26 protein-coding genes are annotated in these 25,981 nt (G+C 55.4%); 4 read left to right on the top strand and 22 right to left on the bottom strand.

Features of this window, described 5'->3' with window-relative positions:
• The first annotated feature begins 155 nt into the window (after positions 1-155).
• Together radA and MTP41_RS00450 are read left to right on the top strand one after the other, a co-directional pair.
• Positions 156-1,502: a DNA repair protein RadA gene (radA, locus tag MTP41_RS00455; protein ID WP_242821940.1), complete on the top strand. Its 1,347-nt coding sequence runs from the start codon at positions 156-158 to the stop codon at positions 1,500-1,502.
• An 11-nt stretch (positions 1,503-1,513) separates the two neighbouring features.
• Positions 1,514-2,719 carry a tyrosine-type recombinase/integrase gene (locus MTP41_RS00450; RefSeq protein ID WP_249235940.1) on the top strand — a complete coding sequence of 402 codons (1,206 nt, stop codon included), beginning with the start codon at positions 1,514-1,516 and terminating at the stop codon, positions 2,717-2,719.
• 546 nt (positions 2,720-3,265) lie between these two features.
• Here MTP41_RS00450 and MTP41_RS00445 read toward each other — a convergent pair.
• The 7 genes from MTP41_RS00445 to MTP41_RS00415 all read right to left on the bottom strand — a co-directional run bounded on the left by MTP41_RS00445 (position 3,266) and on the right by MTP41_RS00415 (position 10,099).
• Positions 3,266-4,132 (bottom strand): N-acetylmuramoyl-L-alanine amidase family protein, encoded by an 867-nt coding sequence (locus MTP41_RS00445; RefSeq protein WP_249235939.1) that lies wholly within the window; start codon positions 4,130-4,132, stop codon positions 3,266-3,268.
• A gap of 109 nt (positions 4,133-4,241) precedes the next feature.
• Positions 4,242-6,653: an endonuclease MutS2 gene (locus MTP41_RS00440; protein ID WP_005942094.1), complete on the bottom strand. Its 2,412-nt coding sequence runs from the start codon at positions 6,651-6,653 to the stop codon at positions 4,242-4,244.
• A gap of 15 nt (positions 6,654-6,668) precedes the next feature.
• Complete coding sequence (gene recO / locus MTP41_RS00435; protein WP_118527063.1) at positions 6,669-7,415, bottom strand: DNA repair protein RecO; 747 nt, start codon at positions 7,413-7,415, stop codon at positions 6,669-6,671.
• Entirely contained in the window at positions 7,366-7,524 is a 159-nt protein-coding gene (locus tag MTP41_RS00430) for a hypothetical protein (protein ID WP_158576285.1), read from the bottom strand. The genes recO and MTP41_RS00430 overlap by 50 nt, the downstream gene beginning before the upstream one ends.
• Before the next feature lie 85 nt (positions 7,525-7,609).
• Positions 7,610-8,548 (bottom strand): GTPase Era, encoded by a 939-nt coding sequence (era, locus tag MTP41_RS00425; protein WP_249235938.1) that lies wholly within the window; start codon positions 8,546-8,548, stop codon positions 7,610-7,612.
• A gap of 46 nt (positions 8,549-8,594) precedes the next feature.
• Positions 8,595-9,086, bottom strand: coding sequence for an rRNA maturation RNase YbeY (gene ybeY, locus MTP41_RS00420; RefSeq protein ID WP_097775507.1), 492 nt, complete (start codon positions 9,084-9,086; stop codon positions 8,595-8,597).
• Between the two features lie 53 nt (positions 9,087-9,139).
• Positions 9,140-10,099: a PhoH family protein gene (locus MTP41_RS00415; protein WP_005942102.1), complete on the bottom strand. Its 960-nt coding sequence runs from the start codon at positions 10,097-10,099 to the stop codon at positions 9,140-9,142.
• Between the two features lie 352 nt (positions 10,100-10,451).
• Between MTP41_RS00415 and MTP41_RS00410 the strand changes: the two genes are divergently transcribed.
• On the top strand, positions 10,452-10,646 hold the full coding sequence (locus MTP41_RS00410; RefSeq protein ID WP_005942104.1) for a DUF3873 family protein: 195 nt from the start codon (positions 10,452-10,454) through the stop codon (positions 10,644-10,646).
• 73 nt (positions 10,647-10,719) lie between these two features.
• Here MTP41_RS00410 and yqeB read toward each other — a convergent pair whose 3' ends face one another.
• Genes yqeB through MTP41_RS00360 form a run of 10 tightly spaced genes read right to left on the bottom strand, consistent with a single transcriptional unit; the run spans position 10,720 to position 19,902 of the window.
• Entirely contained in the window at positions 10,720-11,535 is an 816-nt protein-coding gene (gene yqeB / locus MTP41_RS00405; protein ID WP_118527061.1) for a selenium-dependent molybdenum cofactor biosynthesis protein YqeB, read from the bottom strand.
• Positions 11,532-12,587, bottom strand: a complete 1,056-nt coding sequence (locus MTP41_RS00400; protein ID WP_249235937.1) for an XdhC family protein — start codon at positions 12,585-12,587, stop codon at positions 11,532-11,534. Before MTP41_RS00400 ends, yqeB begins: the two co-directional genes overlap by 4 nt.
• A gap of 25 nt (positions 12,588-12,612) precedes the next feature.
• Complete coding sequence (locus MTP41_RS00395) at positions 12,613-12,843, bottom strand: DUF3343 domain-containing protein (protein ID WP_097775510.1); 231 nt, start codon at positions 12,841-12,843, stop codon at positions 12,613-12,615.
• Position 12,844: 1 nt separating this feature from the next.
• Positions 12,845-13,984 carry an aminotransferase class V-fold PLP-dependent enzyme gene (locus tag MTP41_RS00390; protein ID WP_097777797.1) on the bottom strand — a complete coding sequence of 380 codons (1,140 nt, stop codon included), beginning with the start codon at positions 13,982-13,984 and terminating at the stop codon, positions 12,845-12,847.
• Positions 13,981-14,586, bottom strand: a complete 606-nt coding sequence (gene yedF / locus MTP41_RS00385; protein WP_097777816.1) for a sulfurtransferase-like selenium metabolism protein YedF — start codon at positions 14,584-14,586, stop codon at positions 13,981-13,983. The genes MTP41_RS00390 and yedF overlap by 4 nt, the downstream gene beginning before the upstream one ends.
• Positions 14,587-14,604: 18 nt before the next feature.
• Positions 14,605-15,639, bottom strand: a complete 1,035-nt coding sequence (gene selD / locus MTP41_RS00380) for a selenide, water dikinase SelD (RefSeq protein WP_097777798.1) — start codon at positions 15,637-15,639, stop codon at positions 14,605-14,607.
• Entirely contained in the window at positions 15,636-16,343 is a 708-nt protein-coding gene (gene yqeC / locus MTP41_RS00375; protein ID WP_097777799.1) for a selenium cofactor biosynthesis protein YqeC, read from the bottom strand. Before yqeC ends, selD begins: the two co-directional genes overlap by 4 nt.
• On the bottom strand, positions 16,340-18,631 hold the full coding sequence (locus tag MTP41_RS00370; RefSeq protein ID WP_097777800.1) for a xanthine dehydrogenase family protein molybdopterin-binding subunit: 2,292 nt from the start codon (positions 18,629-18,631) through the stop codon (positions 16,340-16,342). Before MTP41_RS00370 ends, yqeC begins: the two co-directional genes overlap by 4 nt.
• On the bottom strand, positions 18,628-19,098 hold the full coding sequence (locus tag MTP41_RS00365) for a (2Fe-2S)-binding protein (protein WP_005942122.1): 471 nt from the start codon (positions 19,096-19,098) through the stop codon (positions 18,628-18,630). The genes MTP41_RS00370 and MTP41_RS00365 overlap by 4 nt, the downstream gene beginning before the upstream one ends.
• A complete protein-coding gene (locus MTP41_RS00360) occupies positions 19,099-19,902 on the bottom strand; it encodes an FAD binding domain-containing protein (protein WP_097777801.1) in 804 nt (267 codons plus the stop codon).
• A 99-nt stretch (positions 19,903-20,001) separates the two neighbouring features.
• On the opposite strand from MTP41_RS00360, the gene MTP41_RS00355 reads away from it, so the two are divergent.
• On the top strand, positions 20,002-20,661 hold the full coding sequence (locus MTP41_RS00355; protein WP_097777802.1) for a nucleotidyltransferase family protein: 660 nt from the start codon (positions 20,002-20,004) through the stop codon (positions 20,659-20,661).
• Between the two features lie 3 nt (positions 20,662-20,664).
• Here the strand turns inward: MTP41_RS00355 and MTP41_RS00350 are convergent, their stop codons facing one another.
• From MTP41_RS00350 to MTP41_RS00330, 5 genes are all read right to left on the bottom strand, one after another.
• A complete protein-coding gene (locus MTP41_RS00350; protein WP_249236539.1) occupies positions 20,665-22,014 on the bottom strand; it encodes a uracil-xanthine permease family protein in 1,350 nt (449 codons plus the stop codon).
• Between the two features lie 299 nt (positions 22,015-22,313).
• On the bottom strand, positions 22,314-23,156 hold the full coding sequence (locus MTP41_RS00345) for an SDR family oxidoreductase (protein WP_249235936.1): 843 nt from the start codon (positions 23,154-23,156) through the stop codon (positions 22,314-22,316).
• A gap of 68 nt (positions 23,157-23,224) precedes the next feature.
• Positions 23,225-23,530, bottom strand: a complete 306-nt coding sequence (locus tag MTP41_RS00340) for an AzlD domain-containing protein (protein ID WP_005942135.1) — start codon at positions 23,528-23,530, stop codon at positions 23,225-23,227.
• Complete coding sequence (locus MTP41_RS00335) at positions 23,520-24,305, bottom strand: AzlC family ABC transporter permease (protein ID WP_005942142.1); 786 nt, start codon at positions 24,303-24,305, stop codon at positions 23,520-23,522. Before MTP41_RS00335 ends, MTP41_RS00340 begins: the two co-directional genes overlap by 11 nt.
• Positions 24,306-24,443: 138 nt before the next feature.
• Positions 24,444-25,964 carry a DUF3794 and LysM peptidoglycan-binding domain-containing protein gene (locus tag MTP41_RS00330; RefSeq protein ID WP_249235935.1) on the bottom strand — a complete coding sequence of 507 codons (1,521 nt, stop codon included), beginning with the start codon at positions 25,962-25,964 and terminating at the stop codon, positions 24,444-24,446.
• Positions 25,965-25,981: the final 17 nt, after the last annotated feature.

The following is a 25,981-nucleotide window of genomic DNA, read 5'->3' as shown; positions in this document are numbered from 1 at the left end:
TTTGAGCGAGGGCTTTTCTTGCGGGTTTGCTTGTTATATGCTACAATAGAGAATAATAAAGCCAAGACAATGTAACAGGAGCTTTTTTGATGAAGGAACCAAAACTGAAAACTGTATATGTGTGTTCCAACTGCGGCGAGACAAGCCCCCGCTGGATGGGCCGCTGCCCAAGTTGCGGCAGCTGGAACACGATGAACGAGGACGTTGTAGCGGAAGCCCCCAAAGCAGGTACTGCCGCAGCCAAACAGGCGGCAGCCGCCCGCCCGGAAGGGGTGACCACCCTGACCGCAAAACGCCTTTCTGAGATCAGCATGACCGAAGAAAAAAGCCGTATTCTGACCGGCATTTCGGAGCTGGACCGTGTACTTGGCGGCGGCATTGTTCTGGGCGGCGTTGTGCTTTTGAGCGGTGAGCCGGGTGTGGGCAAATCTACTATGCTTCTGCAGCTGTGCGGTGCCATTTCCAACCAGCACAGCGTTTTGTATATCACTGGCGAGGAATCGGTGCGGCAGGTCAAGCTGCGCGCTGCCCGGCTGAAAGTGCCGCAGGATAACATCTTTCTGGCAGCGGAGAATGATGTGGACGAGATCTGCGGCCTGATCGAAAAAGAAAAGCCGGATCTCGTGGTCATCGACTCCATCCAGACGATGCGCTGCATGGATATCTCGTCCTCCGCCGGTACGGTAAGTCAGGTCAAGGAAAGTGCGGCCCGCCTGCTGGCCGTGGCCAAAAAGCAGGAGATCCCCATGTTCATTGTGGGCCATGTGAACAAGGACGGTGCCATTGCAGGCCCCAAAGTCATGGAGCATATCGTGGATACGGTGCTTTACTTTGAGGGCGATAAAATGCTGCCGTACCGCATCCTGCGTGCGGCCAAGAACCGTTATGGCTCCACCAATGAGCTGGGCATGTTTGATATGACGGGGCAGGGCCTTGCTGAGATCGAAAACCCTTCACAGATGCTGCTGGAAGGCCGTCCTCTTGGCGTTTCCGGCAACTGTGTGGCCTGTACCATGGAGGGCAGCCGTCCCATTTTGAGCGAAATTCAGGCCCTTGCAACCAAAACCAATTTTCCAGCACCGCGCCGTGCCTGCAGCGGCTACGACTACAACCGCATGAATCTGTTGATCGCTGTGCTGGAAAAGCGTGCAGGGTATTTCTTTGGAAACCTGGATGTATATATCAACATCGTGGGCGGCATTGCGCTGCGTGATACTGCCTGTGATCTTTCTGTCTGCTTGAGTATGGTCTCCTCGCTGCTGGACAGGCCCGTCAGCGATAAGCTGATCGCCATTGGCGAGGTCGGCCTTGGCGGTGAAGTGCGCAGCGTACCCAATCTGGAACAGCGCCTGCATGAGGCAGAGCGTATCGGCTTTGAACGTGCGGTGATCCCGAAGCACAGCCTGAATCATCTGAGCCCGGCAGATTATCCTGGAATGCAGCTGATCGGCGCGGCTTATATCACCGATGCGATCAATGCCCTGAAATCTGACCGCTTATAAGAGGAAAAACAATGTCGATCTATCTGGACGAGAAAAATCCCGGCAAGCACAAGCCCTTCGATGATGCTGCGCCGGACATTGTAGAATACGTCCGCTATCTGGAAGTGATCGCGGGCAAAAGCGCAAACACGGCGTTCAGCTACTACTGTGATCTGCGCGGATTCAGCCGTTTTATGAAGCGCCGCCGTGGGCTTGTGCCCGAAGACAGCGAGATGAAGGATATCGACCCCAAAGGGCTGGACACCGCATTCTGGGCCTCCGTAACAAAGGAGGATATCTACGAATATCTGTACTTTTTAAACCGCGAGTGCGGCAACAAAAAGTCCTCAACGGCCCGGCGGCTGGCAAGCCTGCACGGCTTTTATGATTACCTGGTCAATCAGGTCAACCGGCTGGATGCAGATCCGACTGCGGCCATCCACCCACCCAAACAGGATAAGGTACTGCCCAAATATCTGACGGCGGAGCAGTCCATGGAGTTATTGGAAAGCACGCAGACCCAAAGCGATTTTCCGGAGCGGGATTATTGCATGGTGACGCTGTTTTTGAACTGTGGAATGCGTCTGGCAGAGCTTGTCGGCATGAATCTGGACGACATTGATTTGGAAAACCGCCAGATACGCCTGTTTGGCAAGGGCCACAAGGAGCGCATGGTTTATCTGAATGATGCCTGCATGGAAGCATTGCGGCTGTATCTGGGCAAACGCAATACGATGGAGGGGCTTCTGCCGCAGGAAAAGGCGGTCTTTATTACCCGACGGCGCAAAGAGCGTATCTCGAACCGCAGGGTAGAACAGCTAGTGACCGGTGCAATGAAAGCAGCCGGATTAAAAGGCTTTTCCACACATAAGCTGCGCCACACTGCCGCAACTCTGATGTATCAGACCGGCAATGTGGACATCCTTACACTCAAGCAGCTTTTGGGCCACAGCAACGTGTCTACCACACAAATTTATACGCATCTACAGGAATTTCAGGTGCGCGCGGCTATTGAAGAAAACCCGCTGGGCAAGGTCAAAAAGTCCAAAGCATCTTCTCGCATCTTGGATACAACAGAAAAGGAAACAGGGGAGACAGCAGAGGATTCAGCTCTGGATGAGGAACTTTCGTCTGTGCCCATGAAAGCCTTTGAGGGTGCGGCTCAGGATGGCATCGGGCTGGATGCTTCCGTGCTTGCAATGAAGCCTGATGCGAACGCTGGAAACGGAAATTCCTGAACCACATAAGAATACCCATAAAATGGAACAATGCCGTCTGTGACGCGTCCAAAGTGCGGACATGTCATCGGCGGTATTTTTATAGATATATTTATATAAATATAAATAATGGAATGATAAGCTGTGATCTGGCCAGCGATTTGAAATCGTACGAGCAAATGGTCGTTCACAGAAAAATAAAATGCAAGCGGCGCATGGCAGCGGCAGACTGTGCAGCTTTGTAATTTGTAAGTCCATAAAAAGATTGTAGCACCAAAATACAAATGAGACACAAAAATATAAAAAAGCAAAAGTTGAATCATACGGTATTACAGATGGCTGCAGATCCGTAGGTCGCGGAAAAAGGCCAGATTCAGGAAAATAGAGATTTTTCACTTCCCTATATTTCGCATAACGTGCATTATACGAAAATTATGCAATCAAAAAATAAGACCGCCCTTCTCTTCTGGTTATGAGTTCAGCGGTCTTAAAATGCTGATGGCTGTATGGTGTTGGGTTCAGAATGTTATCGCTTCTTCTCCTTTGGTGATGCTATGCTGATACTTTTTAATTTAAAGTGAACCCGGCAAGCTGCTCGGCCTGCGGCTGTGTGCCAAAGTATTCACAGATCGCTTCGTAATAAACGCGGGCTGTTTTTTTACAACCTTCTTCGCTGCCGAACTGTGCAACATCTGCTTCATTCGTTACAAAGCATTGCTCTGCCAGCACTGCCGGACAATTTACATCTTCCAGCAACGTAAAGCTTCGCTCTGCACGCACCTCGGTGTGGGTGCTTTCCACCAGTTGCTTCTGATCGTTTTCCAGATAATAAATGTATCGGACTCCCCCGCGCCCACGCAGAGATGCTCCTGCAGCCTGCATTCCTTTGGCAAGCAGCTGCGCAAAGTAAAAGCTTTCCTGATGCCAAGTCCGGCCCGGCACTGCCGGATAGCACTCAAAGCCGGATGCAGTGGAGCCATTTGCAGCTGAGTTGCCGTGGATGGAAAGCAGCAGCTGCGGTGCCTGTTCGTCCGCTCTGGCGGCACGCTGGGCGGGTGTAGTGGTTTCATCAAGGCTGTCACGGGTCTGCAGCGGAATAAAATTAGAGTCCTGCTGCAGCAGCCGGATCAGTTCCGAGGCGGTTGCTGCGGTCATATCTTTTTCTTCGATCACTCCCCTTGCACCCGGGTCTGCTCCACCGTGCCCGGCATCGATCACCACGCGGTAAGGCGGATCACCTACCTGCGGACGAAATTCTTCACCGGCGATGCTTTCCGCTGGCTGAGCTGTCTGCAGAGTCAGCGCTGCATGCCAGAGTGAGCTGCCAAACCAGATGCCCACTGCGCAAAAAAGCAGAATGACCGTATTTTTGAGCACATGAGAAGTCTGTTTTCGTCTTTTTGAGTGCACGGCTTTGGAATATCGTTTTGCCATTTTGGCTTACATCCTTATATCAGTATTCTTTATAGAATACGATCCTGCTCTGCAAATTCCTTCAATGTGAGAAAAAGCTACCCGAAAAATCCTTCGGATAGCTTTTTCTTTATTTCAGCTCTACCACGGTCACGCCGCTTTCACCCTCGCCATAACGGCCCAGACGGAAGCTTTTGACCATGCGGTTGCCGCGCAGATGCTTGTGGATAGCTGTGCGCAGCGCACCGGTGCCATTGCCGTGGATCAGATAAACCACTGTCTGTCCGTTCAGGATGGCACGGTCGATAAAGGAATCCACCTCCGGCAGCGCTTCGTCCACCGTCAGGCCCAGCAGATTGCATTCCATCTTGGCGGAACGCTGTACCCTCTCTACCCTGCCGTTCGGGCGGTTGGCATCGCCGGTCAGGCGGGAATAACGCTGCTGTGCTTTAGTCTGCGGTTTCTTTTCCTTGACCAGCTTTTCCGGCTGTTTCAAGCCCTTGAGCGGAACTTTGGTCTTGATGATGCCTGCACGCACCAGAACATCGCCGTTTTTATCCGGCAGGGCCAATACGGTGGCCAGCTGGTTCAGCTCTGCAATGCAGACCTCCTGCCCTACCTTGACCTCTTTCAGCGGCACAAATTCCTTGACGGGGTTATGCACAGCCTCGGAGCCGATAAACAGCTTTTCCGATTCTTTTTTGGCGATCTCGCGGGCGCGCTGAGCTTTCTGCTGGGTGCTCATGCGCTCGTCCTTCTGCAGCTGACGCAGTTCATCAGTCAGGGCGTAAGCCTGACTTTCCACCTGCTGTGCCAGCGCACGAGCCTTGGCACGGGCAGCTTCCAGTTCATTTTCACCCTGACGGATCAGCTCATCACGCTTTTTCTGCGCGGCTTCCAGCTGGTGGGAAGCTTCATTTTTCAGCTCTTCCACCTCGTTCTGGCTTTCCTTCAGCTGCAGCTTCAGATCATCCAGCTGCCCCAGAACGGCATCCAGACGCTTATCCTCTGCGGAAAGATGCTGCTGTGCCGCTTCGATCACGCGCTCCGGGATGCCCAACTTTTCGCTGATGAGGAACGCATTGGATTTGCCCGGCACGCCGACGCTCAGCTTATAGGTCGGGCGCAGCGTTTCCAGATCAAACTCACAGCTGGCATTGACAACGCCCTTGGTTTCCAGAGCAAACACCTTCAGCTCAGCGTAGTGAGTGGTGGCCATCAGCAGCACGCCGCGGCGGCGCAGCTCTTCAATGATGGCCACAGCCAGCGCAGCACCTTCGGCGGGGTCGGTACCGGCACCAAGCTCGTCCAGCAGCACCAGTGTGTGCGGCATGGCAAGCTCCAGAATGCCGGTGATCTTTTTCATATGGCCGGAGAAGGTGGAAAGGCTCTGCTCAATGCTCTGTTCATCGCCGATATCCACCAGAAATTCGTCAAATACGCAGATCTCACTGCGCTCGTCAGCCGGGATCAGGAAGCCGCACTGCGCCATGGCGCACAGCAGGCCCGCTGTTTTCAAGGTGACGGTTTTGCCACCGGTGTTCGGTCCGGTGATGATCAGCGAATCGTAATCCCTGCCCAGAGCAATATCCACAGGCACGCACTTTTTAGGATCGATCAGCGGGTGGCGCGCACGGATCAGCGAGAAGGAATCGTCGGTGCGGACAGCAGGCTTGAATGCCTTGAGATCCAAAGCCAGCCGTGCCTTTGCCAGCAGAACATCGATCTCCAGCATAGCCTTGTAGCTGTACTGGAACTGCGGCTCAATGGCAGCCACCTGTGCGGTAAAGGCCACCAGAATGCGCTCGATCTCCTGCGCTTCCTGCGCACGGTACTGCAAAATGCGGGCATTGGCTTCCACAACGGCCTGCGGCTCCACAAAGACGGTGGCTCCGGTAGACGAAACATCATGAATAATGCCGCTCACCTCACCGCGGTATTCGCTCTTGACCGGCACAACATACCGGCCATTGCGCATGGAAACCACGCTTTCCTGTAGATACTTGGAGGTATCCATATTGCGGACCATGCTCTCCAGACGGTCACGGATGCTGTTCTCCGTTGCGCGGATCTTTTTGCGCAGATCGTTCAAGGTATGAGAAGCCGTGTCTGCCATGGCATCCGGTGCCAGAATGGCGCTGGAGATCTGCTGTTCCAGGCCCGGCTGCGGTGCCAGCGCATAGAACAGATCGTCTGTAGGCAGAGCGTCGTGCTCCGAAGCGCCATACCAGCTTGAAAGATTCTGAAAATTGCGCAGTGCACCAGCCACCATCAACAGCTCGCCCATTGAAAGTACGCCGCCTTTTACGGCGCGGGCCGCCAGCTGACTGACATTCTCCACGCCGCCAAAGCGCGGGGAGCCGTTTTTGATCAGCAGGGTGTTGATGGCATCGGTCTGTTCCAGCGCATAGCGCACCTCGTCCGGGTCGCACTGCGGCTGAGTGGCAAGCAGCATTTCGCGCGCTTCCTTGCACACGCAGCCCTCAGCGGCACGGGCGATGATCTTATCCAGTTCCAGAGTTTTTAAGTAACTTGTTTCCATAGGTTCCCTTTATGCTCAGGGCAGCAGGGTCTTTAAAAAGTCATAGCTTTTCAAAGGCTTGTCCAGGTGGGTCAGTGCATAGCGCTCTGCCACTGCGGAAAGCTTTTCCAGACTGCCCACAGAAATTTTGAATGCAAATATTTTTTTGTCGTCCACAAGGCAGATGTGCCGCAGCGCATACAGTGCGCCCTGATCAAGGTTGCAGGTCTTTCCTGCTTTTGCGGCGCAGTCTGCACAGAGCAGGTGGCCTTCCTGCACATCAAGATAGAACGCAGCACCGTCATAGGCGCTGCAATCGCGGCAGCACACGATCTGCGGCATAAAGCCGCACTCGCTCATGGTGCGCAGTTCAAACACGGCCTTGATCACCCGCAGGTCCGTTTTGCTCTCGCTGATCATATAGAAACAGTTGAGCAGCAGCCGAAGCTCCCGCTGTGCCTCCTGCCCGGTAGGCGAAAGGGTCATTGCCATTTCAGCCATATACATGGCAAGGCTCATGCCCTCAATGCTGGACGAGATGCCGTGAAAGACATTTTTCACTTCCGCTTCCCGCACAGTGTACATGTTGCGGCCCGGCACCAGTGTGAACTCGGAATAGCAGAACAGCCCGCACGCGCTGAACAGCTTGCTCTTCAGCCGCAGGCTGCTCTGCGCTGCTGCCGAGATCACGCCCAGTTCCGGTGTCAGGATCGTCAGAATGCGGTCCGATTCCTTATAGCGGGTCTCCTTCAGCACCAGACCCGTGGTTACAAAGGCTTCCATTTTCTTGGTCCTCTGCCGGGGTTTCTTCCGGCCGCTGTTGTTTATAATCGAGATAACGAAGAATGTTTCCCGTGCAGGCAAACGCCTGCCAGCTTGCTTGTGCATCCATTTGCAGCACCTCTTCCCTGTTACGGATAGTGTCAAGTTTATTTTAACCGTTCATCCAAGGGAATTCTGTCCTGCTTTGGCAAGTTTCAACGGTTATTGGTGTTCTGCTTGAAGCCAAAGTTGTTCAGCAGGAACTCGTTATCGCGCCAATCGGATTTTACCTTTACCCAGCACTGCAGATTGACGCGGCAACCCAAAAACTCTTCGCAGTCTGCACGGGCAGCACTGGCAATTTTTTTCAGCATTGCACCGCCTTTTCCAATGACCATGCCCTTGTGGCTTTCGCGCTCGCAGTAGATATTTACATCAATATCGATCAGGTCGGTGCCCGGGCGCTCTTTGAAGCGCTCCACCACAACAGCAATGCCATGGGGGATCTCGTCGCGCATGAACAGCAGGGCCTTTTCACGGATGACCTCCGCCACAAGCTCCTTTTCCGGCATATCCGTGTAGGCATCATCATCAAAATAATGCGGGCCTTCCACAGCATAGCGGCTCAAAGCATCGAACAGCACTTCGCAGCCGTCGTTATCACGGACGCTGATGGTGTAGATATCGTCGAATACACCCAATGCCTTCAGCTCTTCTTTGCGGGCTTCCAGATCAGCAGGCTCCTTGACAAGGTCGGTCTTGTTGATGACTGCAATTGCCGGGCCGCCGCTGCTGCGCAGCATATCCACCAGCACCATTTCCGATTCATTCAGTGCGCCGTAAGGCTCAAACAGCATCATGGAAACATCCACATCTGCAATAGAATCGCTGGCAGTCTTATCCATCCGTTTACCCAGTTTGTTGCGTGCCTTGTGCACACCGGGTGTATCCAGCAGCACATACTGCATCGGCCCGCGGGTGATCACGCCGGTAATGCGGGTACGGGTGGTCTGCGGCTTGGAAGTGACGATGGCTACCTTTTCGCCAACCAGAAGGTTGGTCAGACTGGATTTGCCTACATTGGGACGGCCAATGACAGCCACAAAAACGGAAGAAGTATCATAATGCCCCTGAATGGGTGTAGCGTTACTCAAAATCTAGCTCCTGTCTGTATTGTGCGGCAACCGCACGGTGAATCAATTACTCGGTATAGCTTACGGTGCGCGGCAGGCCCAGCTGCAACAGAACAGCTTCCTCTTTCTCACGCATCCGCATGGCTTCCAGACCGCCATTTTCGTGGTCGTAGCCCAGCAGGTGCAGCATGGAGTGCACCGTCAGGAACGCCACCTCACGCTGCAGCGGATGGCCGTAGAGGTTTGCCTGCTCCTGTGCACGCTCCATACTGATGACGATGTCACCCAGCATTTTGCAGCCGTTGTTCTCGTCAACATCATATTTGCCGTCCACCCCCAGAGGGAAGCTCAGCACATCGGTGGGCATGGGCTTGTTGCGGTACTGGTTGTTCAGCTCAGCAATGGCAGCGTTATCCACAAAGGTCACGCTGATCTCTGCAGGAGCTTCAAAATGCTCATACTCCAGCACGGCATTACAGGCACGGCGGATGAGAATGCGCAGACCGGAAGGAACCTTGACGGCCTTCTGTGAATTGGTGATCAAAACTTTATTGGACATAAATCAGTCCACTCCTTTCTGTTTCTGATGGCTTTATATGAATTCTGGTGATTTTATTTTTCAGGGTGTGCAGCCTTTTCGTAAGCCTTGATAATTTCCTGCACTAGACGGTGGCGCACAACATCCTTCTCAGTAAAATAGCACTGTGCAATCCCATTTACATTTTTAAGCACGTGCAGTGCATCCACAAGACCGCTGCGGGTGCGTTCCGGCAGATCGATCTGGGTCACATCACCGGTAACCACCACCTTGGAGCCGACACCCATACGTGTGAGGAACATTTTCATCTGCTCCGGTGTGGTGTTCTGTGCCTCGTCCAGAATGATAAAGGAATCATCCAGCGTGCGTCCGCGCATATAGGCAAGCGGTGCAACCTCAATGATCTGCTTTTCCACAAGGCGCTCGTAAGTTTCGGCACCCAGCATATCAAACAGGCCGTCATACAGCGGGCGCAGATAAGGGTCTACCTTCTGCTGCAGATCACCAGGCAGAAAGCCCAGCTTTTCACCCGCTTCCACTGCCGGGCGGGTGAGCACGATACGGGAAACATCCTTGGCTTTAAAAGCCTTTACCGCCATGGCAACGGCCAGATAGGTCTTGCCGGTACCCGCCGGGCCAACGCCAAAGGTAATGGCATTGGTGCGGATGGCATTGAGATATTCCTTCTGGCCCAGTGTTTTGGGCCGGATCGGCCGTCCCTTGACCGTTACGGTAACAAAATCTTCGGTCAGTTCCTTGACCCGCTTTTCTGCTCCATCGTGCGCCAGACTGATGCAGTAGCGCACGGTCTGGTCTTCCAGCGGTGTATGATTCTCGATCAGAAGCAGCATTCCCTCCACAGCGCGGCTGGCCGCGGCAACATTGGCCGGTTCGCCTGAAAGCCGCAGCTGCGTGCCCCGGCAGACCGCCGTAACAGAAAACTCGTTCTCCAGCAGACGGATGTTCCGGTCGCAGTTGCCAAAAACAGCTGCGGCGACCTCTACACTATCCAGTTCAATATTCTTTTCTGCCATGTGCTCCTCCTGAAAGGATATATTTTAATGCTTCTATTGTACCACCAAAATCTCGAGAAGAAAACTGTGAAAAGTGCACAAAATATTTTCATCCGTTCCATCGGTTTTTCCATACGGCAAGGCAGCTGCCCATGCAAAGCGGCAGCAAAAAGGAAAATGCAGGAACAGGAACGCATCCTGTACGAATGATCTTGTCAAGTCCTTTTGTGCCACAACCACAGAGAAAAACAAAACATATCTTTGGACAAAAAGGCAATAGCAAACTTCTCCCCTGCGTGCTACAATAGCAAACGTTGTGCGGCTTGCATCCGGCCAGCCGCTCCGGAATGCTGAAATCAAAGGAGAAGGAACCATGGAACAACTTTTTCTGATGCCCGGTGAAGAACGCTGCGAACGCTTCAAGGATGGCAACGGTATTCCGAGAGTTCACTACTCCTATCGCTCGATGCACGGTGCATTCTTCGACTGCGAGAGCCGCAGTTTGGAGGAAGCCCAGCGCCTGTGTGAGGACTGGCTGGTAGGTCAGGACCGCTGCTACCGCAACTGAAATGAAAAATAGAAACCTCCGCTTCCCTGTCGGTACTGCCGCCGGGAAGCGGAGGTTTTTGCTTTTTACAGGTTTATTTCCACAGTTGAGCGCAGACAAGTTCCAGCACACTGCCCGCGATGCAGCGGGCCTTATCCGAAATGAGAAAACAGTTGGAAAGTTCCTCTTTGCGGGGGTCTATATCGGCCACCTTAAAACCGGGCGTTACCGGATAGCTGCTACGCAGAAGCCCGCGCAGAATGCCCGTGATCTGCGTGGTCACAGAGATCATGGCACCATCTGCCGTGCGGATCTGCGCAATGGTCTCACCCGCTTCCACGATATCTCCAATTTTGCGGAGATCCATAAATATACCGGCCGTGCCGGCATGGATCACGCGCTCTTTGCCGTAGCCGCCAATGATTCCGGGAATGCCGGTATCGGGGATGGCACTGCCTTCCCGAATGATGCGTCCCAGCCGGTGGCCGCGTTTGGTCTCCACCACCACATCTACATCCTGCCCGGCCGTGAAACCGGGGCCGAGTGCAATGGTCAGGGGTGCCATATCCCGCGTTGTGCCAAGATTCTTTTTGGCAAGGATCGCATCCACAAGGACATCCGGCTTTGCCGGCGCAATGCTTTTGCCTTGCGGGTCTACCAGAACAGGAACGGCATTCTGTTTCCAGATTTCTTCTGCCTGTGCCAGAGTTTCGATTCGTACCGCACGCAGACCTTCAACGGCGGTCTCACCTTCATAAACGGCTTCGCACAGAGAAACCTGCCGCCGGATCGCCGCCGGATGCTCCGCTTCCAGCACCAGCACACGCAGGCCTGCGCTCCACAGCCGGTGAATGGTGCCGGTAGCAAGGTCGCCGCCGCCGCGCACAAGGATCAGTGCATCTTTCTTCATTTGATCTCCTCTCCGGGCTGGAGTCGAGTCAATACGATCTCCATAGACCCACCGCAGGCAGCAATTGCTGCATCATCATTTTTGCCGTCTGCCGAAAAATGCAGCCGTTGATACGCCGGAGCAGCTCCCGTCAGCATTTCCTGTGCAGCCAGAATGGTGCGGTGCTCCATAATACCGCCGCCCACACTGCCCACAATAGAGCCGTCTGTGCGAACCAGCATTTTTGCGCCGATTTCCCGCGGCGTAGAGCCGTGCCGCGCCGCAATCACGGCAAGCGCCGCCTGCTGCCCGGCGGCATCTGTCTGAGCCATGGCTTCCAGAAGGGCAGATGAAAAGCCCTCCGTCTGCGGACGCGCATTCTTGATCGATACGATCTGTGCCAGAATGGAAAGTGCGATCTCCTCTGCCGTCTGTGAGTCGATGGAAAGTCCGATGGGGGCGTACAACGCCTCCACTCTTTCGGCATCGATACCGGCTTCCAGAAGTTGACGGCGCACCAGTGCGGCACGCCCGCGGCTGCCCATCATGCCAACATAGGCTGCAGGCTTTTTTAATATCACCTTCAGGCAGTCCACATCAAATGCATGTGCCCGGGTGACGACCACAAAATAAGTCTCTGCGCCGTCAGGTACCTGCGCAAGCGCTTTTTCAAACGGCAGGCAGAGCACTCTATCGGCTCCGGCCAGCCGCAGCTGCTGTGCATATTCCTCGCGGTCATCCATTGCAAGGACCGTCAGGCCCAGCAGCTTTGCAAGCTGCACAACGGCTGCAGCCACATGTCCACCGCCGCAGACTACCAGCTGCGGCACCGCGCCAAAGCGCTCCGCAAAGATGTCTGTGCCTGCAACAGAGTGGATACCAGCTGCTGTGCAGCCCTGCAGTTCTGTCAGGTGCTGCAGCAGTACGGTGCTGTCTCCCCTCTGCCACACAGGCCTGCCCTCCAGCAAAAGCAGCTGGCTCCCCGCGGCATCGCCCTCTAACTGGGCCACCATCGTCCAGCCGCCCATAGAACGGGCTTTTTGCAGCATTGTATAAAGCGGCATTTTACCCATGCGTCATTCTCCTGTTTTGTCTTTATTACTGTTCTACTGCTGCGGCCTGATCGTAACGTGCCGGGTCCAGCCGGTTCTGCCACTGCTCAAATTCTTCCGGCAGCATCCGCCAGGCAAGGCCGCAGCCTGCGGAAATCTCGCGCGGCAGTGGGATGAGCCTGCCCGGAACCTTCTCCGCAAGGCACTGCTTTTCCCATTCCATGGCATCCAGCGTTGTGCGGAATGAAAGAACAATATAAGTTTTTTTGATGCGCATATCAGATCTCCTGTGCAAGCTCCTGAACAGCGGCTGCGGCCTGCAGCACTTCGGCTTCCGTATTGAAATGCGAAAAGCTGAACCGTACCACGCCCTGCTCCACCGTGCCCAGCGCTTTATGCATCAGCGGTGCACAGTGCGCGCCGGCACGCACACAGATGCTGTAGTCCTCCCACAGAATATCTGCAATGCGGGCTGAATCTTCGTCTCCGATGTTGAGCGAGATAATGGGAGCATGCAGCGGCATTTCCGGGTCGCCGTAGATCTTCACGTTCGGCAGATCTCGAATGTTTTTATAAAAGAGCGCCGCCAGTGCAGTTTCTTTTGCACACAGCGTTTCCACACCCTGAGCCAGAATCCATTCCACACCGGCACACAGGCCCGCCAGACCCGGAACATTGAGCGTCCCGGCTTCCAGAGCGGTGGGCATCTGTGCAGGATGCTGTTCATCAAAGCTGTGTACGCCGCTGCCTCCCACTACCAATGGCTGGATGGAAAGCCCCGGGCGTACATACAAGCCGCCTGTTCCCTGCGGGCCAAGCAGCGCCTTATGCCCGGTGAAGCATAGCACATCAATGCCCAGTGCCTGTACGTCAATGGGCTGTGAACCCGCCGTCTGGGCCGCATCCACGATCAGCAGCAGGCTGTGCCGGTGCGCAAAACCCGCTGCTTTTGCAAGATCCGTTCCGTTGCCGGTCACATTGGAAGCACCTGTTACGACCAGCGCTTTTGTATTGGGCTGAACCAGCTTATTCCAGTCATCATATTGCAGCCGTCCGCGCTCATCCACGCCCGCAAAACTGAACTGCAAGCCCTGTTCCCGCAGCCGGTAGAGCGGCCGCAGAACAGAGTTATGCTCACATACCGTTGTGATGATATGATCACACGGTGCAAAAAGCCCACCCAATGCAATGTTCAAGGCCTCCGTTGCATTTGCCGCAAAAGCAATACAGGACGGGTCTGGTGCGTGGAGGAGCTTTGCCATTGCGCACCGCGCAGCATAAACAAGACGGCTTGCGTGCAGCGTGGGCTCATGGGCACCCCGTCCCGGATTGCCTGCCGTGCGCATTGCGTCCAGCACAGCCTGCTCTACCTGCGGCGGCTTGCGCAGGGTCGTGGCAGCGTTATCCAGATAGATCACGGTTTCACCACGTTGCCTGCCTGCGTCAGCTTTTCCACGATGGTGTACATGTTGGTCACACTGCCAACAGCAAGCTTTTCGGTCAGGCCATAGAAATTCAGGCAGGTGCCGCAGGTCATGATCTCCACGCCCTGTGCTTCCAGTGCCTTCAGGTCATCCAGCATGGGCGAACCCTCACAGGTCAGGGACGCGCCGCCGTTATAGAACAGCACTGTTTTGGGCAGCTGATCCTGCTGGGTAAGTGCGAACACAAAGGCCTTGAGCAGAGACTTGCCAAGGTCATCTGCGCCAATGCCCATTTTATCAGAGCTGATGGCAACCACCGTGTCCGTGCGGGTGTCCAATGCACAGGCCGGTGCTTCTTCAGTGGGTGTTTCGGACGCTTCGCCGACCGTGAACAGCACGCGGTATTCCCGCTCGGCCAGCTTTTCGGCGCTGTACTGATAACCTTTCTGCTGGGCCATTTTGGTAAGGTTCTGCACGGCGATCTCATTATCCACCAGCACTTCCACCTCACCGGCACCCTTCAGTTCAGAGATCGCCTTTTTGGCTTTTACAACGGGCAGCGGGCATGCGTCACCACGGGCATCAACTTTCAGCATCATAATTGTAGGCCTCCATCAGTATTTTACAGTGATTTCCTGTTCGGTTTTGGGTATGATCTCACCCACGATCTTTGCGGGCAGGCCAGCGGCCTGCAGCTCTGCTTCCAGCGCATTTGCTTCTTCTGGCAACACGGCCAGCAATAGTCCGCCGGAAGTCTGTGGGTCAAACAGCACCTCTTCCATTGCAAACGGCACATTTTCAAAAGTGACATATGGGCCGGTATGGTTGCGGTTGCGCTGTCCGGCAGCGGTATACAAAAAATCATCTGCCGCTTTTTCGGCTCCCGGTAGAACCGGCACCATCCGTGCATCAATGATACAGGAAAGCTTTCCGCCCATCATCTCGTGCAGATGGCCCAGAAAGCTGAAACCGGTCACATCGGTTGCCGCGTGGACCGTATACTTTCGGCTGATCTCGGCAGCGTTTTTGTTCAGCGTTGTCATGGACGCAATGGCACCGGCCATATCTTTCGGTGCCGCTTCGCCCACACGGTTTGCCGTGCAGATCAGGCCCACGCCCAGAGCTTTTGTTAAAATCAGCTTGTCGCCGGGCCTGCCGGAATCATTCGTATACATTTTTTTCGGGTCCACAAGGCCAGTCACCGAAAGTCCGTATTTCACACCTGTATCGGCAATGGAATGCCCGCCTGCAAGGCTTCCGCCCGCTTCGGCCACCTTCTTGGCTCCGCCGCGCAGAATTTCGCCCAGAATGTTCAGATCCATGCTCTCCGGGAAGCAGACAAGGTTCAGTGCAGTCTTCACCTCGCCGCCCATGGCATAGACATCGCTCAGGGCGTTGGCCGCTGCAATCTGGCCGAAGGTATAGGGGTCGTCCACCATTGGCGGAAAAAAGTCCACCGTCTGCACCAGCGCAATATCATCTGTTATGCGGTACACGGCGGCATCATCCCGGCTGTCGTAGCCCACCAGCAGGTTCGGGTCTTTTTCCCCGCGCGGCAATTTTTCCAGAATGCGGCTCAGCACACCTGCTCCCAGCTTTGCGGTACATCCGCCGCCGGTGCAGAACACGATCTTGCCTTCTTTGCTCATGCACGTTCTCCTTTCTCGAAATGAGACGTAGCGCAGGAAATCCGATAAATTTTTTTCAGAATATCAGCCACCTGCCGGGCCAGAGCAGCCTGCTCTTTTGTATCGACCTGATTGAGTACAACATAAAAGCTGCGATCCCCTACAGCCTTCCTTCCACCGGCTTCACTCGCAAGCAGCTTTGCCAGAAGTTCCGGTGTCAACTGCGCATCCTGCGGAACACAAAGCAGCTCTGCGGCAAGCTCTGCCCGGAAACAGACCTCCCGGAGCGGATGCCTCAACGCAGAAAGCCCTGCTACGGCCAGAACCGTATCGCACTGCGGTAAAAGCACCGGCTCGTGCGCAGCGGGTGCCTTGCAGGGCATCCGTTTTGCGCCGTCCGCTTCAATGAGCACGATATCTGCAAGGGTCATCCAGCGCTCCAGCTGTGCCTGCGGCGGGGCCGTTAATTTGCCGCCGTGTGCAGCGGTTCCGGCCACAGCATAACTGCCGCACTTCCACAGGCGGAAAAGCTCTGCATCCGTCTGTGCCCAGACCCCGCCGGGCGGCTGCATAATATGGGTGGTGGTAGCGGCCAATACCTGCCAGCCCTTGCGGGCGCAGTTCGCAGCCAGATTGTACATCAGTGTGGTCTTTCCGCCGCCGCCCACCAGAGAAATAACATGTCCCTTCTCCGCAAGAAACGGAAAAATTTTTTCGTCGATCATTTCTGCTTTTCTGCAACTGCCATGGCGATTTTTTCCGGTGTGATGGGCAGCTCATAGAACCGGGTGCCGATAGCGTTATAGATGGCATCGGAAATGGCAGGCAGCGGTGTGTTGATGACCACCTCGCCGATGGACTTTGCGCCAAAGGGTCCGTTGGGTTCATAGCTGCTCTCGAATTCAACCTTGATCTTGCCTACATCGGTGCGGGCCGGAATTTTGTACTGGAACAGAGAGTTCTCTTCCGGGTAGCCATTTTTATCGTAGGTGATGTTTTCGGTCAGAGTCATGCCGATGCCCTGCAGCAGACCGCCCTCAGTCTGCACACGGGTCAGGTTCGGGTTGATGGGCGTGCCGCAGTCCACACAGGCATCAAATTCCAGCAGCTTTACCTCGCCGGTCTCGGTATCCACTTCCACCTCAGCAGCACCAACCATGAACGGCGGCGGCGACAAAGGCGAAGTATGCGTTTCGGTGGCTTCCAGCGGCACCATATGGCCGAACTGAGAAGCATACGCGATCTCGCTCAGAGACTTTTTCTGTGTGGGATCTTTGCTCTTGAAAACATCTTTTCCATCAAATTCCACCTCGTCCTCGGTGCATTCCAGCAGCTCTGCGCCCAGCTTGCAGATCTGGCCGCGCAGCTTCATGGCACACTTTTCGGTGGCCTTGCCGGTAACGTAAGTGGTACTGGACGCATAGGAGCCGGAGTCATAGGGCGAGGTATCCGTATCAGCTCCGAAGACCGTGATATTGTCCAGCGGGCAGTCCAGCACTTCGGCGGCGATCTGCGCCAGTGTAGTGTCACAGCCGGTGCCCATGTCGGCCGCACCGATCATCAGGGTGTAGAAGCCGTCGTCATTCAGTTTCAGGGTGGCACTGCCCACATCCATGCCGGAAATGCCGGAGCCCTGCATCGCCATGCCCATACCGACAGCGCGCACCTTGCTGTTGCCCATATCACGGGCAGGGTATTTGTGCTCCCAGTCGATCATATCCCGCACCTTGACAAGGCAGCGGTCCAGCGCGCAGCTGGTGTTGACAGCCCCATAGTAGGCTGGCATCACATCGCCCTCCTGTACGGCGTTTTTCAGCCGCAGCTCAAAGGGGTCCATATTCAGCTTATGAGCCAGTTCATTGACAGCAGATTCTACGGCAAACAGTCCCTGCGTTGCGCCGTAACCGCGGTAAGCACCGGCAGACATGTGGTTCGTATACACCACATCACTGATAAAGCGGAAGGCTTCTGCCTTGCCGTACAGCGGGATGGACTTGTGACCGGAAAGGCCCACAGTCGTAGGGCCATGCTCACCGTAAGCACCGGTATTGGAAAGGGTGTACAGATCAATGCCCTTCACAACGCCGTCCTTCGTGGCACCCAGCCGCACATGGATCTCCATTTCGTGACGCGGCGAGGATGCGATCTGGCTTTCCACACGACTGAAAATGATTTTGGAGGGCTTTTTGGTCTTCCAAGTCACAAAAGCCGGATATACCTCACTGACCGCCGTCTGCTTGGCACCAAATCCGCCGCCGATGCGGGGCTTTGCCACGCGCACCATGGATTTGGGAATATGCAGTGCGTTCGCAATATTGCGCCGTGCATGGAACACGATCTGCGTGGAGCTGAGCACATTCAGCCGCCCATAGGTATCAATGGAGCAGTAGGTGCGGAAGGTCTCCATCATGGCCTGCTGGCAGGCCTTGGTGTGGTAAATGTGGTCAATGACTACATCGCTGGCCGCCAATACAGCATCGATATCGCCGGAACCACTCTCATCGTGGGCGCAGAGGTTGCGTTTGTTGTCGGCTCCCACCGGGCACAGACTGGCCCAGTTGTCCTCCGGATGCACCAGAATGGGGTTGTCCTTGGCAGTGTGATAGTCCAGCACTGCTTCCAAAACCTCATATTCCACCTTGATGAGCTTGAGAGCCTTATCCACGCACTTTTCGTCCTTACCGGCCACAATGGCCACCACATCGCCCACAAAGCGCACATGGCGGTCAATGAGCAGGCGGTCACGCGGACTGGCTTCCGGATAGGTCTGGCCAGCCTGCGTGTAGCGCGGCGCATCCTGCGGCACATCCTCCCATGTAAAGATTGCCTCGATGCCGGGCACTTTTTTCGCCACAGCGGTGTTGATGGTTTTGACGATGGCATTTGCGTGCGGAGAGCGCAGCAGCTTTACGATCAGGCAGTCCTGCGGGATCACATCGTCCATATAGACGGGCTGGCCGGTGACCAGCTGCATGGCATCCTTTTTACGGAAAGGCTTGTTGATGGTACTCATTCTGCGGCCTCCTTCTGCTTTTTCCATGCCAGAAAGTTCATGATGCCGCGCAGCTGGCCCTCATAGCCAGAGCAGCGGCAGAGGTTGCCGGAGAGATATTCCTTCACTTCTTCCTCACTGGGGTACGGATTCTCGCGGAAGAGGGCCAGCGCGTTCATGATAAAGCCCGGGTTGCAGAAGCCACACTGCTCTGCACCCTGATCCGCGATAAAGCCGCCGAACTCCGCTGCTTCTTCCTGCAGGCCTTCCAGTGTGGTAATGCTGTGGCCGCTGGCACGCGCTGCCAGTACCGAACAGGACAGCACCGGTTTCTCGTCCAGAAACACCGTGCACAGACCGCAGTTGGAGGTCTCACAGCCGCGCTTGACGCTCTTGCAGCCGTGGGCACGTACAAAATCGATCAGCAGCATATCTGCAGCCACATCCTCTGTGACCTTGATGCCGTTCAATGTAAGAGTGATCTGCATTTAATTTTCCTCCTGTGCCGTGCGTGCTTCCAGTTCCAGAACAGCACGCTTTGTCAGAACGCCTGCCAGATGGCGGCGGTACTCGGCATTGCCGCGCATATTGGAGCCAGTGACAATTTTTTGCTTTACTTCATCGGCAAAGTTCTGCGCCAGTTCCTGCGCAGAAACAACCGCCTTTGCCGGCAGCTCAAACAGCACAGCCTTGAGCGGCCGCGCACCGATCGCAATGCGATAGCTGCCGTTTTCCAGACGGGCGGCAGCGCAGGTAAGCACCGGGATATCAGTCTGGCTGTTGCGCACGGACTGATAGAAAAATTCTGCTTCTTCCTTTTTAACGATCAGCCGCACAAGGATGTCCCGGTCATAGGGGCGCTCAGCATACTCCTGCAGGGATATGATCCCACCCTTGTACAACTCTACCGAACAGTCCATGGCCATAAACAGCGTGAGCACATCGGAAAAGCCGAACCGGCTGTAGATGCTGCCACCCACAGTTGCCAGATTGCGCAGCTGCACGCCCACGATATGCCGCAGCGCTTCCTTTACTGCGCCATGGGTATACGCAGCAAGGCCGGCGTGCTCTTCCAGCTGGCGCAGTGTAACCATGGCACCAATGGAAAAGCTGCCCTCGGTCTCCTCTATGGTGTCCAGTCCCAGACCGGACAGGTCGATGGCTGTACCGACATTGATATTCTCCATTTTGAGCCAGATCATGCCGCCCAGCACACGGTTGGCCTTTTTCTGGTTCAGCTGCCACGCTTCTTCCAGACTTTCGGCCTGCTTATATTCTCGGATCGTCATCATAGATGCAGGTTCCTCTCTCTTTTTTTCTCTGTTCTTTTATTTTAACACAGATTTCGATATAATACTATTGTGAATTCGTTTCAGAAAGAGTGGTACGATATGAAAGAACTTCTTCCGGTGGGCTGTGTCATCATGGCATCCGGTCTGAGCCAGCGCTTCGGCTCCAACAAACTCCTTGCGCCGTTCTGCGGGGAACCGATGCTATGCCGCGCATTTGCAGCGACCGATACTCCAAAGCTTTCGGCCCGCATCGTGGTGACACGTTCGGACGAAGTTGCGCAGCTTTGCCACTCCCGCAATGTTCCGGTGCTGCTGCACGATCTGCCTGGTCGAAACGATACGGTGCGGCTGGGTCTTTCTGCGCTGCTGGAACAGGTTCCGGAGCTTTTTGGTTGCATGTTCCTGCCGGGAGACCAGCCGCTTTTGTGCCGCGAGACAGTGGAAGCCATGGCAGGCATCTCCGGGTGGGATCAAAGAACTCGGCTGGAACGGCAAAAAGAAACAGAACGGGAGATCTTCCGTCTGGGATTCCGGGTCCGTAACGACCCGTCTCCCCTTACTGGAAGTCCCGTTCTGTTTGAAAAAGGACTTTTTCAGGAACTGCTCACCTTGCCGCAGGGCATGGGCGGAAGTGTTCTGCTTCGGAAATATCCCGCGCATGTTCACACCGTTTACATTGCGGATCGGAATGAATTGGCCGACGCCGACACGCCCGAAGCACTTGCGCAATTGGAAGCGCTGGCCCGGCAAAAGCTTTGAGCTTTATTCTGCCTTGTCATCCTTCGGCAGCAGCACATTCAGCAGGATCGCCACGAACGCAGCCGGAACGATGCCGGACTCGCCGCAGATCAGCTGGAAAGCGTGCGGAGCCTGTGCCAGAATGCCGCTGTTGGCACCCATGCCGTAGCCAACACCCAGAGCCACCGAGACGATGGTAAGCTGACGCGGGGTCATCTTTTCCTTGGTGATGAGCTGGATGCCGCTGACCACGATGGAAGAGAACATCATAACGGCAGCACCGCCCAGAACGGCCTGCGGCATAATGGAGATCAGTGCGCCGAGCTTGGGGATCAGGCCGCACAGGATCAGGAAGATGGCACCGGAGGCCAGAGCCATGCGGTTGACCACTTTGGTCATGGCCACCAGACCCACGTTCTGGCTGAAGGAAGTGTTGGGCAGTACACCGAACAGAGCCGCAAAGGAGGAGCCCAGACCGTCACAGATCACACCGCCGGACAGCTCTTTATCGGTGGGCTCACGATTCATGCCGCCCTCCATGACACCGGAGATATCACCCACGGTCTCAACAGCGGTAACAACGAACATGATCATCACCGGCATAATAGCGCGCATATCAAACACGATCTTGACCGGCATCAGCTTGGGAATGGCAAACCAAGAGGCCTGTGCCACCTTATTCCAGTTGAGCACCCATGCCTTGGTAAACTCTACACCATCGGCAGTGACACCGGTGGTGGGCAGCACCAGACCCATAACAAAGGCCGCAATGTAACCGGCCAGAATGCCGATCAGGATCGCGGAAGAGCTGAGGAAGCCCGTGGTCCAGTGCTTGAAGATCAGAATGACCACCAATACGAACAGGGCAAGCAGAAGATTTTCCATGGAGCCAAAGTCTTTTGCGCTGTTGCCGCCGCCAAAGGAATTGATGCCCACCGAGATCAGCGAAAGACCGATGGAAAGTACAACCGTACCGGTGACGACCGGCGGGAAAAACTTGCGCAGGGGCTTGAGGAAGAAGCCCAGCACGCTTTCAAAGATGCCGCCGATGATGGATGCACCCATAATGGCACCATAGGCCAGCACACCGCCGCCCATGCTGCCGACAACACTGTTGAACACGCCGATAAAACCGGAACTGGTGCCCATGATGATGGGCACGCTACCGCCCACGGGGCCGATGGTGAACAGCTGTACCAGCGTGACTACGCCGGCCACAAACATGGCACTCTGCAGCAGCGTGACCTGCAGATCTGCGAACTCACCACCCGCAATGCCGCAGGCACTGGTGATGATCAGCAGCGGGGTCAGGTTGCCCACGAACATGGCGCAGACATGCTGCAGGCCCAGCGGGATCGCCTGTTTCAGGGACATTTTTGCGTTGAACTGATACGCCGACTCTTCGAGCTTGACTTCCTTCAAATGTTCCACTCTCCTCAAATCTTGACAAAAATCATTCTTTTCGACTGCTTTACCAAAAAATCGGATTTATTATAGCAAAACTGCGTATCCTTGTAAATTAAGTATGACTTTTTCGTGAACGGTTGTTTCCCGCTGAGAAACACAAAAAGCAGGGCGCTTTGTGCGTTTTTTCCGCTTTGGTCGGAAGAATTTCGCGCAGAACTCCTGCTTTTTTGTTTTGTTTTATTTGATTTTTGTGCGATATGGAAATTTTACAGCGTTCTCAGCCCGTAATCTTTTAAACAGCGCTGGATGCCCTGCTGAGTGGTGTCGAACCGGATGCCGAAGCGTTCCAGTTTTGTGGTGTCCATCACAAGGTTCCGGCCCCAGCTTTCTTCCTCGATCTGCACAGCGATTCCCAGCGTTTCGGCAAACTGCCGGGCGGTGCATACCATGTTTTCGGCATTGCCGCTGCCAAAATTGTATACGCCGCCGGGCAGCGCCATGGCAGGCTCCAGATTTTCGATCACCTGCCGCACATAGGTCACGCCGCGGTGGTCGTTCCGGGAGAAGCGCAGAGCCTCTCCCTTCAGCGCGGCACGCAGAAGATTCAGCGGAAGATTGCCCCGGATGGGCAGCCCATAGCCGGGCAGGTCATACATCCAACTGGCACGCAGATGGACCGAGTCCGGGCAGAGCTCCAGCACACGCTGCTCTGCTTCCAGCTTGTATTGGCCGTAAATGTTTGCGGGATGCAGGGCCAGTGTTTCCGGCAGCGGCCCCTGCTGCTGCACACCGGCATAGACCTGATCCGAGCTGAATGCCATCAGCTTTGCCTTCGTCTGCTGCGCAGCCCGTGCCAGCCAGACTGGCAGCTCCACATTGGCACGGTAAGCTTCTGCCGGATGCTGCGCACAGTAACTGGTATCGGAAAGAGCGGCGGTGTGCAGGATCACATCCGGATGCAAAGCTTCCACCTGTGCACGGGTGAGAGCTTCATCGGCTGTACAGAAAAAGCCTTTTGGAAGGGCGCAAAGCTCGTACTTTCCCAGCCACTGCTGCAAAATGCGGGAGCCGACAAAGCCGCCTGCACCGGTGATAAGAATTTTTTTCATGATAATTTCCTCCTGCAGGGCAATGAAAAAGTGCCCAGCAGCATGACAGCCTGCCGGGCACAGAAATTTTAAAGGAACAGTTCCAGCACGAACACGACGGCACAGCAGGCCACAGATACCTGAAACAGGCTTGCGCCGAACCAAGCAGCTGCAATGCCTACCACCAGCGCCATGGCACCGGCAGCCGGGCTCTGGGTCGCGTTGACAATGGCCGGGAAGGTCATGACCGCCAGCGTCACATAGGGCACATAATACAGAAACGACTGAATGAAGCGATTTTTGATGGGCTTGCGGATCAGTGTGAGCGGAAGAATGCGGATGGCATAGGATACCAGCGCCATCACTGCAATGTAAATGTAATGATTATGCGTCATGCTCTGCCTCCTGCTCTTCTGGATTTACCGGAAAAAGAACTGCTGCAGCGCTGGAAATGAGCACTGTGAGCAAAATGGTGCGCGTGCCCTCCGAAAGAGCGGAGATACCCGGCAGGTAATTGCACACAAAGCTCAGTGCAAAGCTGATGGCAACAAGTGCAGCTACCACCCTGCTCTTACGCGCCGGAGGAATGATGATGGCAAGGAACATGCCGTAAAGGGCAACGCTCAGCGCACTGACAGCCCGCAGCGGCAGCAGATTGCCCGCAATGATGCCCAACGCCGTACCGATGGCCCAAGCCGGTGCCGCCAGCAGAATGGCACCGTAGGTATAATATGGGTTCAGGCTGCCGGGCCGTGCAATGGTGATGCCAAAAAGCTCGTCTGTCACATCATAACCGATGAGCAGCCTGTGCCAGAAGGGTGTGCCTGGCGCAAAGCGCTGGGCCAGTGCGCAGCTCATGAGCAGATAGCGCGCATTGGCGATCAGTGTGATGATGGCCACTTCCAGATAGGTCGCATTGGCCATGATGATGGCAAATGCAGCGTACTCGCCTGCCGAAGCGTTGTTCAGCAGGCTGACCAGAAAGCCCTGAAACGGGGTAAAGCCTGCCCGGCGGGCCGCAATGCCCAGCGAGAAGGAAACAGCAAAATAGCCCAGCGCAATGGGAACGCCATCCCGCATGCCCTCACAGAAAATTTTTTTGCTGAAAGCCCAAACCGGCCTTTCTGCATTGACAAGCTCCGGGGCAAGGAGCTTACTTTTGGAATTCATCTTTGTTTTTTACTCCTTTCCTATTTCAAACACCGCTTTTTATTATACTCTCACGCACACAGAGAAGAAAGGGCCTTTTCACTTTCTTTTCGGCACAAAAGGAAAACGCCGCCTGAAAAGGCAGCGTTCTTCGTCGATTTATGCACCCGGCACCAGAAAATGCATCGCCTGCGGCAGGACCTGCGTACCGGCTTCCAGCCCATTTGCCGTCAGGATCTGTGCCGGTGACACATGGAACCGTCTGGCAATGCCGAACAACTCCTCTCCTGCCTGTGCATAGTAGATGCGCAGTGCGATCTCCGGGTCCGGAGTCGTCAGCGGTTCGCCCAGCTCAATGCTGCCGATGCCCGGATGTGTGCTCCGGCAGAGGATGGCTCCTTCGGCACGGGCGGTGACCGTCACTTCCAATGTGCCGCCAGTGCAGCTGCACTGGATGTTCTCGGTGCTCAGCCAGCATTCCGGGCTGAACTGTGCACCCGGCGGGGCTTCTACTGCAAGCGGAAAGACAAGCTCCAGTGTTTTTTCGTAGCTTTCCAGCTCGGCAAGACTGTTCTCGGCAAAGGCGGTGGCAACGGCACGCACCGTAAAGGCCCAGCCGTCGCGGTAAGGTGTTACCTGCGCCGGTCCATAAGACACAAAGCAGGCGCGCAGCTGAGCATCCGCATCTGGCAGCGGCCCGGAGGCCGTGGAAGATGCTGTCTCGTTCAGCATACAGGCAAGATCTTCTGCTGCCAACTCCTGCGGCGTGACGGCGGTTTCAAACTGCGTAGAAAAGGCATCCGCTACGTATTGCAGCTGGCAGGGCCGCCATGCGTGCAAATGCATCATCACGCTGGCTGTCAGTTGGCCGCTGGCTTCCTGTTCGCCCTCCGCAAGGGCAAAGCCCACCGGCTCCAGCACGCACATGCATCTGCAGTCCTCTGCTACGCCTTCCAAATCCACCACCTGATTGAACGGCAGGGATGCCGCCTGACTTTGCAGGCTGCTTTCGCCTTCCGCGCGCCAGGCGCATTGGGCACGCACCTCGCCCTTGACCACTGCCTTGCCCGCCAGCAGCTTTACCTCCCGCACGGCGGCGCTGCCGGTAATATCCAGAATGGCTGCGGGCGGCTTTGCAAACACAAGCTCCCCTTCCACAGTGACCAGCTTTTCCAGCACCGCGGTGCTGCGCACGCCGTTCAGCGTCTGCAATTTCTGTTCAATGCCGCCATCGGCCAGCGCCGTGATCAGTTCCTGTTTATCCTGTGTATGGATAGTAACCACAAGACCATAGGCTCCGCGCACCTCGATGCGGTGCGGGTTTACCGCCCGGCAGTTGAGGTATTCAGTCTGCCCTTCTACCATGGCCATCCAGCTGGTGAAGGAGAATTCCGGCACCTCCAGCTGCTTTGTAAACGGCAGCTTCTGCTCGGTCTGGCAAAGCCCGGCCCTGTCCTCGCCCTGATAAAACACAGTGCAGCGCAGATAGCCTTCCAATGTAATCCGCCCGGGCTGCAGCTGCTTTTGCAGCACCACCGGTTTTGCAAAGCATTTGACCAGCTTGAACACCGGCGGAAGATAATCTGAAATCAGGATCTCGGTTTCCAGCGGAAGTTCTGCCTTGACGGTGCAGCTCGTGCCTGCCTGCGGCAGCGTATCCCGAAAGATCTTCAGTTCCATGCAGTGTGCTCCTTTCC

It is taken from the genome of Faecalibacterium sp. I4-3-84, assembly GCF_023347255.1.
Classification (GTDB): Bacteria; Bacillota; Clostridia; order Oscillospirales; family Ruminococcaceae; genus Faecalibacterium; species Faecalibacterium taiwanense.
The sequence above is the reverse complement of the archived record's forward strand: the minus strand, read 5'-3'. Positions and strand labels throughout refer to the sequence as shown.

Coding starts and splice junctions, on each gene's coding strand:
- MTP41_RS00345 (WP_249235936.1), bottom strand. CDS start 23,156: ATGAAAAAAATTCTTATCACCGGTGCAGGCGGCTTTGTCGGCTCCCGC.
- MTP41_RS00415 (WP_005942102.1), bottom strand. CDS start 10,099: ATGGCAGAAAAGAATATTGAACTGGATAGTGTAGAGGTCGCCGCAGCT.
- MTP41_RS00360 (WP_097777801.1), bottom strand. CDS start 19,902: ATGATGACGATCCGAGAATATAAGCAGGCCGAAAGTCTGGAAGAAGCG.
- MTP41_RS00430 (WP_158576285.1), bottom strand. CDS start 7,524: ATGGATGCACAAGCAAGCTGGCAGGCGTTTGCCTGCACGGGAAACATT.
- MTP41_RS00355 (WP_097777802.1), top strand. CDS start 20,002: ATGAAAGAACTTCTTCCGGTGGGCTGTGTCATCATGGCATCCGGTCTG.
- selD (WP_097777798.1), bottom strand. CDS start 15,639: ATGAGCAAAGAAGGCAAGATCGTGTTCTGCACCGGCGGCGGATGTACC.
- yedF (WP_097777816.1), bottom strand. CDS start 14,586: ATGCTGAAAGTTGATGCCCGTGGTGACGCATGCCCGCTGCCCGTTGTA.
- MTP41_RS00340 (WP_005942135.1), bottom strand. CDS start 23,530: ATGACGCATAATCATTACATTTACATTGCAGTGATGGCGCTGGTATCC.
- MTP41_RS00365 (WP_005942122.1), bottom strand. CDS start 19,098: ATGCAGATCACTCTTACATTGAACGGCATCAAGGTCACAGAGGATGTG.
- yqeB (WP_118527061.1), bottom strand. CDS start 11,535: ATGAAGAAAGATGCACTGATCCTTGTGCGCGGCGGCGGCGACCTTGCT.
- MTP41_RS00445 (WP_249235939.1), bottom strand. CDS start 4,132: ATGGCAAAACGATATTCCAAAGCCGTGCACTCAAAAAGACGAAAACAG.
- MTP41_RS00410 (WP_005942104.1), top strand. CDS start 10,452: ATGGAACAACTTTTTCTGATGCCCGGTGAAGAACGCTGCGAACGCTTC.
- MTP41_RS00450 (WP_249235940.1), top strand. CDS start 1,514: ATGTCGATCTATCTGGACGAGAAAAATCCCGGCAAGCACAAGCCCTTC.
- radA (WP_242821940.1), top strand. CDS start 156: ATGGGCCGCTGCCCAAGTTGCGGCAGCTGGAACACGATGAACGAGGAC.
- MTP41_RS00370 (WP_097777800.1), bottom strand. CDS start 18,631: ATGAGTACCATCAACAAGCCTTTCCGTAAAAAGGATGCCATGCAGCTG.
- MTP41_RS00440 (WP_005942094.1), bottom strand. CDS start 6,653: ATGGAAACAAGTTACTTAAAAACTCTGGAACTGGATAAGATCATCGCC.
- MTP41_RS00400 (WP_249235937.1), bottom strand. CDS start 12,587: ATGGGTAAAATGCCGCTTTATACAATGCTGCAAAAAGCCCGTTCTATG.
- recO (WP_118527063.1), bottom strand. CDS start 7,415: ATGGAAGCCTTTGTAACCACGGGTCTGGTGCTGAAGGAGACCCGCTAT.
- yqeC (WP_097777799.1), bottom strand. CDS start 16,343: ATGATCGACGAAAAAATTTTTCCGTTTCTTGCGGAGAAGGGACATGTT.
- MTP41_RS00350 (WP_249236539.1), bottom strand. CDS start 22,014: ATGTCCCTGAAACAGGCGATCCCGCTGGGCCTGCAGCATGTCTGCGCC.
- MTP41_RS00330 (WP_249235935.1), bottom strand. CDS start 25,964: ATGGAACTGAAGATCTTTCGGGATACGCTGCCGCAGGCAGGCACGAGC.
- MTP41_RS00395 (WP_097775510.1), bottom strand. CDS start 12,843: ATGCGCATCAAAAAAACTTATATTGTTCTTTCATTCCGCACAACGCTG.
- MTP41_RS00335 (WP_005942142.1), bottom strand. CDS start 24,305: ATGAATTCCAAAAGTAAGCTCCTTGCCCCGGAGCTTGTCAATGCAGAA.
- ybeY (WP_097775507.1), bottom strand. CDS start 9,086: ATGTCCAATAAAGTTTTGATCACCAATTCACAGAAGGCCGTCAAGGTT.